The 8,345-nt window shown below is 35.7% G+C and carries 9 protein-coding genes; all 9 read left to right on the forward strand.

What is annotated here, in order from left to right:
• Positions 1 to 856, forward strand: an 856-nt coding sequence (locus tag AB0B86_RS33165; protein WP_357420555.1) for a hypothetical protein, incomplete at its 5' end; no start/stop codon positions are given.
• A gap of 280 nt (positions 857 to 1,136) precedes the next feature.
• The gene (locus AB0B86_RS33170) at positions 1,137 to 1,763 is read left to right on the forward strand and encodes a recombinase family protein (protein ID WP_356971733.1); all 627 of its coding nucleotides are present in this window, start codon (positions 1,137 to 1,139) and stop codon (positions 1,761 to 1,763) included.
• A gap of 1 nt (position 1,764) precedes the next feature.
• Positions 1,765 to 2,205 carry a hypothetical protein gene (locus AB0B86_RS33175; RefSeq protein WP_356971731.1) on the forward strand — a complete coding sequence of 147 codons (441 nt, stop codon included), beginning with the start codon at positions 1,765 to 1,767 and terminating at the stop codon, positions 2,203 to 2,205.
• Positions 2,206 to 2,207: 2 nt separating this feature from the next.
• Complete coding sequence (locus AB0B86_RS33180; protein ID WP_356971729.1) at positions 2,208 to 2,585, forward strand: hypothetical protein; 378 nt, start codon at positions 2,208 to 2,210, stop codon at positions 2,583 to 2,585.
• A 301-nt stretch (positions 2,586 to 2,886) separates the two neighbouring features.
• Positions 2,887 to 3,336, forward strand: coding sequence for a hypothetical protein (locus tag AB0B86_RS33185; protein ID WP_357420558.1), 450 nt, complete (start codon positions 2,887 to 2,889; stop codon positions 3,334 to 3,336).
• The gene (locus tag AB0B86_RS33190) at positions 3,333 to 4,547 is read left to right on the forward strand and encodes a hypothetical protein (RefSeq protein WP_356971725.1); all 1,215 of its coding nucleotides are present in this window, start codon (positions 3,333 to 3,335) and stop codon (positions 4,545 to 4,547) included. Before AB0B86_RS33185 ends, AB0B86_RS33190 begins: the two co-directional genes overlap by 4 nt.
• A complete protein-coding gene (locus AB0B86_RS33195) occupies positions 4,540 to 5,064 on the forward strand; it encodes a DUF334 domain-containing protein (RefSeq protein WP_356971723.1) in 525 nt (174 codons plus the stop codon). Before AB0B86_RS33190 ends, AB0B86_RS33195 begins: the two co-directional genes overlap by 8 nt.
• 11 nt (positions 5,065 to 5,075) lie before the next feature.
• Positions 5,076 to 5,555: a hypothetical protein gene (locus AB0B86_RS33200; protein ID WP_356971721.1), complete on the forward strand. Its 480-nt coding sequence runs from the start codon at positions 5,076 to 5,078 to the stop codon at positions 5,553 to 5,555.
• A 257-nt stretch (positions 5,556 to 5,812) separates the two neighbouring features.
• Positions 5,813 to 8,345: hypothetical protein (locus AB0B86_RS33205; RefSeq protein ID WP_357420561.1), on the forward strand; the 2,533-nt coding region annotated here is incomplete at its 3' end.

The following is an 8,345-nucleotide window of genomic DNA, read 5'->3' on the forward strand; positions in this document are numbered from 1 at the left end:
ACGTTGTAATATCAGTTTAGATAAAAATAAATCTTATACGAATCCTTTTACTAACAACGTTGAACAATATGATGGCGTGTTTGCTAGAGGCGGATATAAAGGTGATAAAGATTTTTATTATGCTGATGATTACACACAACGTGTGGTGCTCCTTGATAAAATCCATAATCGACGTGGTCGTGTACCCGACTTTAAATCTGATATGTTATCACTGCGTGATGTAAAAGCGGGCAATCTAAAGACCATCACACATGTTTTTAGTAGTTTTGCTGAAAGTCAAAAGTCTATTAGCTTTGATTTTGATAAAAAGCGTATGTTATTACCTCGTGAGTATTCACATATTAAAGACAGTGATTTTAAGTCTGATTATGGCTATTTTCCATCACGACCTTTTGTGGACATGGAAGAATACGAACATAACGCCGATATTCATAAAGGATTTATTACGCTCAATCACAATATTAAAACGGATGAAGATTATAAAGGTTATCAATATGCTTTAGAATACGGTTTACCCGCCTTTAAAGTGTTGCGTGAAGATAAACTCACAAAACCCGAACTTGCTGATTATAAGCGTAAATACGACCAATATCGCATACGACAGTTTTTAACTTATTTATTGTGTTTTGAAGGTCGTTACGATGATGATAATTTCTTTTTCCATTGTGGATTTGGTCGTAAAGATTATGTGGATTTGATTAAAGATGTTTATGGTATTGATTGCTTACATCAATGGAAGTCTATACAAAAACGTGGTGTTAAAGGCTATGATTATTTAAGTGCTATGAAAGTTCTGTGTGATATTGAGGATTATTTTTTAAGATTGTACGCACAACCTTTAGAGTTTGAAGATTAAACGTAAAAAAAGAGGTGACATTTATAGTCACCTCTTTTTTGAGTTCAACGACATTTGCAAAATGTCGTAACGGTTGTCATCACTTCATAATTTTTAATATTCACATGAACACTAAAACACCGACACGTCTGTGGTTTATAATGTTTTCTTTAAGGTAAGGTAAAAAGATTACATTTCATTGTTGCATTAAGTCTGATACCATGCTATACTTTAGTTGTGTTAAGGGTGTTACACTTAATAACAATTAGAAGATTAAATAGAAGCTAAAGGTGGAACAATAATGAAATTTGGATATGCGAGAGTTTCAACTGAAGAACAACATCTTGAAAACCAAATTGAATGGTTAAAAGCACAAGGAGTTGAGAGACAAAATATATTTGTAGATGAAATCAGCGGTACAACGACACCATATGAACGTGAGGGCTTTAAACAGCTATTAAAGGCAAAGATAAGAGCCGGTGATGATTTATACGTCTTTAAACTGGATCGTCTAGGACGTAAAGCACATGTAGTAGAACAAATGGTTCGAGAATTGTTAGATGAGGGCATTAGATTACATTCAAAAGATTTGCCTAATATTCCCACCGATGATGACTATGGCATTGGTGAATTGGTGCTTAAAGTGATGTTATCCGTCTTAACATTTCAGGCTGAAACTGAACGCTTATACATGCTTGAACGACAACGTGTAGGCATAGAAAGAGCTAAAAAAGAAGGCAAATATAAAGGCAAGCAAGTTAAATATTCAGCAGATAGCGACAACCCACAAGGACGCATCATCTATGCTCAAGTCGTAGAAGCATTGAAGAAGGGCGGTACAATCAGGGGTACAGCTAAAAAGTATGGTCTAGGTATGAAAACTGTTCAACGTATTAAGAACGAAATTAAATCAAAAGAGGTGCAGTAAAATGGTAAAAGAAAAAGAAGAATTATTAAAAAAAGACGAAGAATTAGAAAAGTGGTTTAAAGAACACGAAGAAATAGATAAAGAAATAGAGCGTGTGTTGAAAGAAAAAGGTATTGACTGTTTAACAAGACGAGAGAGAGAGATATCGGAACGCTATTTAAATTATGAACCGTCGATCTTTGATAAAGAATTATATAAAAAATTAGCATATACTGAAAAAATGAAAGCTTATTTTGAAGATACAAGAGCACAAGAAGCTTATGACAGTTATTTGAGTTCAATACGATATGGTTTGAGAGGCGAAGTATTTAATCCTTTTGGAAAATCATACCAAAACTTAATAGAACCACTTTCAGATGGCACACTTTTAAGGTTTGCTTTAAATGATGTTTTAAAATTAGAGCATGAACTAAAACAAAAATACAATGAAGAGGGTGAATAATAATGAATCAATCAATAGTAAAACTTAAAGAAAATTATGTAAAAGATACAGAACAGATACGACACAATATCTCTACAACACATGAGCGTATCAATAAAGAAAAGAACAAACTTGCTAACCATCAACGCAAGTTTGATAAACTACAACTTGAATACACTAACGATGTATCAATGAAGTTGTTAGATATGGTTAGCACAGGTGAAATTGATGTTAAAGATTTACCCACTATCAAATCATATTTATTTGATGATAGTGGTTCACTTGATGTATCAAGTGAGGTTGACGTTTCATCATCTACCACAGATGAAACGCCACAGTCTACATCACAACATTATGATGTAGACGATAACCCTTTCGCTGACGCTAACCGTCACAGCTAAAGGGTATCACATCGCCGGCACAATCCCGGTGATGTTGCACACCTTTGGTGTGTACTCGCTAGAGAGTTAAGAGAGAGCGCAGCGTCTCTCTTACAAGCACCCAATGTTTACATTGGGACTGCTTGCCTCAGATTTATAAGGGGTGCTATGCGTTGAGCATAGTGCCCTGCAATAAATCGCATTTGATGTGTTGCAATGGTCGCACATTTTTGCGACGCAACACATATTTTAATACACAATTAGCCCACTATTATTGGGCGTGTATTAAAATCAATCTTTTGAACTTAAAGGGGTGAACATCATGTCAGATGTAAAGCACAAATTACCCGAAACAGAACGCAAAACAAAAACGATTGTGTTTCGGGTACGTGAAGATGAATATGACCGGTTAAAGACGTTGTCAGATGAATTAAGAGGCTATAAATCGCCGAATGAGATTGCTCGGTTAATCACATTAGAATGGCTCGATAACAAGCAAACATTTAAGCCGAAACAAGTATTTGATAATGAGACATTTGAAGTGATGAAAGACCTTCAAATTTTAGCAAGTGAATTGCGAAACGATATTCAAGGTGTTGCACGAAACTTTAACCAATATGTGAAGTTATTGAACACACATCAGTTACGTGATGATTTAAGTGTATATGATTTTAAAAACATCGATGATTTCCGACAACAGATTAAGAAAACGAGAAAAAATATCACTGATTTTAACAGAAAGGTGGGGTCATTATCGCAACAATACAAGTGAGTTCAACACGTAATGTTCAAAAGTCAATCGATTATGTTTTAAGTTCAAAACCACACTACGATCATAAACATACAAATGGGCGACGGGTACAAGCTGTTTCGGGTTTGAATTTAGCTGTAACAGGTAATAGTGCGTTTCTAGCTAAACCACAAATGCGTGACGTGCAAAAACAATACAATAAACACGAAGGTTATGTACAAGGGTACTCAATCATTGATAGTTATTCAGAAGACGAGATACCTAAAAATGGTAAATATTCAACGATACAACTTGTGAATGAAATGGGTTTAGAAAAAGCCCGAAGAATTTACGGTGAAAACTATCAATGTTTAGTTGTAACACAATGCGATGGTAAGTCGGGGTTGTATCACAATCATCTCATCAGTAATGCGGTAGGTAGTGACGGTAAGTCACAAAGAGGTAACATGACAAAATGGACGAAACTAGCTGAAATTAGTGATGAAGTCATGATTGATTACGGGTATACACCACTTGATAAAGACAACTGGCGCTTAAATAAATCACGTAAAGCTGAAGCACGTTCAAAAGGTGAATACGTATCACCGAATGAGCGTAAGGCTCGTAAAAACGGTATGACATTAGCTAAAGACGAAGTGCGAGAACAAATTCAAAAGGTTATTGATGATGAAAACGTGAAGTCATTTGATGACTTTAAACAGATGTTAAATGAAGAATATCAGATAGGCGTTGAAGAAGCCGGAACTAAAGACGGTGAAAACATCAAATATAGCTTTAGTTACACCAACAAAAAGGGTGAAATATCTGAAAAGACAATTAAAGCGAAGACATTAAGTAAAGACGATTACACGTTATCGGGTGTTAAATCAAAAATTGAAGATAAGTTACTCGAAACAGGTGACTTTGAAATTAATACTGATGATTTAACACAACACCAACAACAAATGTTATCAAATTTAATTTTTCCGGAGGAGGAGGAGGAGGAAGAGGAAGAAGAACTGGAACTTGAATTTGATGATGAGAGCTTAGCATTTTTAGACCAAATTAATGAGGAGATAAAAGAATATGGCAGAGAAAAACACAGCTCAAAAGCTACTCGAAACAATCACCGAGTTGAAAAACAACATCGAGACCATCAACGACACGTCGAAAACAACGAAACAAGTACAACAAGAACTACAAACCGTAGCAAACGAGCTAAAGACAAAGACACAGGCTTTGAACTTGGATAGCAAAACACATCAAGATATTGACACTTTAGCACAAAAACTCGACGATTACGCAAAAGAAGAGCGCGATATTAAAGTGTCGTTAAAATCAAATGATGTGTACGACATCGCAGATACCGTCAAAGAAGGTTTAACCAACAACCTAGAAAAAGCAACTGATGACGTGGTAAAAGAAACCAATGAATTTAGGGTTAAGTCACAAAATGAAATCAAGGAGGCAACGGACACACTCATTTCATATTCACGTGAGTTGAAAGATGAAACTGAAAAATATAAGAAGTGGTATGTTTCGGCAATGATTGGGTTTGTTGCATTCGCTGTTGTGTTATTGGTGTTCACAATGCTTGCAGACATGCCATTTTTAGAACATGCGTATCAATTCATCGCAACAAAGATAGAACACAGTAAAACATGGTATGTAACAGGTTTGTGGTACATCGCATATCTCATCACGCCAATGTTCTGGGTCGGTGTCGTAATGGGTGTAGCGTATTTGTTGCACCGATGGTACACTAATTAAGAGGTGGTACAATGATAACAATCAAGCAACTAGCCGATAAATTAGGGGTATCAAAACCAACCATTACACGAAACAAACCGGAACACATGGAATTTACAGTTATCGACGGTGTGTACTACATCAACGAAACACTGGAACAACAGATTACTGATAAAGTGTTGCAGAATAAAACACGATACAGTAATGATACATCAACCGAAACACATGACAGTACGTTAGCACAACAGTTGTTGCAAGAGAATGCGTTTCTCAGATCACAAATTGAAGAAAAGGACGCATTACTAAAGACACAAGCGAAGTTATTAGATCAGCAACAGCAATTGAACTTGAGAACAATGGAACAACTCCAACAACCGAAAAATCACAGTCAACAATCAGAACCACAGACCACGAAAGATGAGAAGATTAAACAGGAAACAACACATGACGAACATGTTAAAACAGATGAAAAACAGGGGTTTTTTAGTAGATTATTTAGAAATCAAAAATAGCACTCGCTTTAACAAATGAAAGCGAAGTGCTACAATAAAAAGAAAAGATGTATTGCTGGAACAATACATCAAATGATAATAATAGATGACAATAAAAGATAAACCAGATGTGATGAATCTGCTTTATATTTGATAAATATATATTACCATTTGTGTACATCAAACACAAATATATTTTACTACAATACTACAAAAAGCATTTGATATAAAGTTCCAGCACATCTTTCAAAATTTTTCAGAAAGGCGTGCTATTTTTTATGAAACAAAAAGCAAAAATTGTAAATAAATTAGGAACAATAATTATAGAAAAATCTAATTCTCATTTGTACTTTGAAAAATCCAAAGTACAAATGAGAAACCTTAAAAAAGGCTCAACCGCGGGCTTGAACCATGGGGGGCACTTTTCACCTTATGGGTATCTCCCAAGTGTGCCCCCCTTTGCCCCTCGTTATGTTTTAACTTTTGATTTCTTAAATCCTAAACAATTTTTTAAGGCTGGAGACATGGTCGATTTTTATATCGACAATGAGGACAGCATCTACCCTTGTTTTGTTGGTGAAGAAATGATGATAAAACCTAAACAATGGGCACGCTTTAGACACTTGTATAAATATGCCAAGAATGAATTAGGGAACCGCCATTATTTAAGACGCAAACCGCACCCCGAGGTTGATATTCGTGATTACATTATGCGATATACCAATCGTGAAAACCTTGATTTAGGTTTTGATACTGAGTGGTACGATGATGAACAAACAGGTGAGCGTGTACCTCTTAGTTATCAATTTTCAACACACCTTGATGGTTCTGATTATGATATTGTGTTCTATCCCGATACAACACAACGTGTCAATGGTAATGGATTAGGTGAGATGATTCATTACATTGTTGATAAAGTCTTTGCTGGTCGTGGATTTAATATTGTTTATGCTGGCAAAAAAGATCATGAAAACCCTTTTTATGAAAGTTGTAACATCACGTTGATTGCACATTTCATGGGCGTTGATATTTCGATGTGTCATGATTGGCAAAGTGTTTTATCTTACATGGGGCATAGTATTTCACAGATAAAAAACATAAGTTCTTTAAAAAATCAAATCAAGTCTAAAACTGATAAAAAAGGGCGTTCCTTAAGTGATAAGGATATTGAAAAATTAAATAAACGCCTTAAAAAAATACTTGATAATCCTGTTCACGTATCTAATGTGATTATGAGTAACAAACATTGTTTAGCTACGACAAGCCCTCGTGTATATAACTATTGGTACAAGCCTTTTCGTAAGCGTTGTATGATTAATTTAAATCTACGTGACACAATGAAGTTGTCACCGCCTGCATCAGCATTATCTAAACTTGGTGAAGCCATCGGCATTGAAAAACTTGATACCTTAGGTCTCGATAAACAAGATGATAAGCCTGTCAATTTCTATAAAGAGAACATGGATCAATTACTTAATAATCACCCGCACTTTTACCATGATTATGCGGTGCGTGATGCTCGAATCAGTTATGAATGGTACCAAAACGTTAAATCAATCATTGGTGATGGTGTAACTGTAAGTGCGATTTCATCTAAGCATTTGGTTACAAATATTAAAGATGCTCTTAATGAACATGTTCGTGATGGCGTGAGTTGGTCTCATGATGTGACTGGATTTAAAGTTGTGGAGGGCGTACCCGATTATCACGGTTTATATAAATCACGTAGTCTTTTTGGTGCAATGCCCGATAATGCCTACATGGGTGGTCGTAATGAAAGTTTTAGCCATGGTTTAATCACAGGTCGTACGTATGATTATGATTTACGCTCTGCTTATCCTTGTCAGATGCAAGTGATGAGAATGATTGATTTTGAAAAAGATCCGATTGTGTTTAAAGAAGGTTACGAATTGTCTCATGATGATTGGTTGCATATAGGTCAAGCGGGCTTTGGATATGTAAAGTTTGAATTTCCTCGTTCTGTAAAATACCCCACAATCCCATTAAAATCATCGCACCCTTTATTAAAAGGTACGCCAGTATTTTTACAACGAGGTGAGGGCTTAGTCTCAGCACCCGATGTGTTCGCAGCAATCCAAGTTGGTGCTAAAGTGACGGTTGCTAAACAAGGTTTCATGTTGTTTGATTTGAAACGTGCGTCCGAGATGGAATTAGAAACACCATTAAATCCTTTAGATATTGATAATGATTTTGTGATGCACCACGTTGGCTTTGGTGTGCGTAACATGATTAAAATACGTGCTGATTACGCTAAAAAGTATGGTAAAAAATCCGTTCAAGCACAACTCATGAAAATCCTTGTTAATTCCACTTATGGTAAGACAGGACAAGGCATACATGGTAATACAGGGCGTAATATCGTTACTGATGATACGGAAATCATTCCATATAGCAAAATCACTGATGGTGTGATTGCATCAACGACTACCGCTCTTGTGCGTTGCGTGTTAGGTATTATTATGAATTACATTACAGAACGTGGTTATACAGTGCATAGTGTCACAACTGATGGCTTTATCTCCGATTATCCTTGGGAACAGATGCTTGAAATTGATGATTATTTAAGCTCAATCTCAACGGTATTTAAGAAAGTGATTAAGGCTTGCTGGGGTGAAGAACTCAATCACCAAACTGGTAAAGGCTCTATATTAGAAGTGAAACATATACAAGATGAGTGGTTCTTTAATGGATTGACACGTTGTAATATCAGTTTAGATAAAAATAAATCTTATACGAATCCTTTTACTAACAACGTTGAACAATATGATGGCGTGTTTGCTAGAGGCGGAT

The organism is Micromonospora sp. NPDC049047, assembly GCF_040649135.1.
Lineage (GTDB): Bacteria > Actinomycetota > Actinomycetes > Mycobacteriales > Micromonosporaceae > Micromonospora.

Bases quoted from the DNA above. Each gene is read 5' to 3' on its own strand.
- AB0B86_RS33180 (WP_356971729.1), top strand. From the start codon at position 2,208: ATGAATCAATCAATAGTAAAACTTAAAGAAAATTATGTAAAAGATACA.
- AB0B86_RS33185 (WP_357420558.1), top strand. From the start codon at position 2,887: ATGTCAGATGTAAAGCACAAATTACCCGAAACAGAACGCAAAACAAAA.
- AB0B86_RS33175 (WP_356971731.1), top strand. From the start codon at position 1,765: ATGGTAAAAGAAAAAGAAGAATTATTAAAAAAAGACGAAGAATTAGAA.
- AB0B86_RS33170 (WP_356971733.1), top strand. From the start codon at position 1,137: ATGAAATTTGGATATGCGAGAGTTTCAACTGAAGAACAACATCTTGAA.
- AB0B86_RS33200 (WP_356971721.1), top strand. From the start codon at position 5,076: ATGATAACAATCAAGCAACTAGCCGATAAATTAGGGGTATCAAAACCA.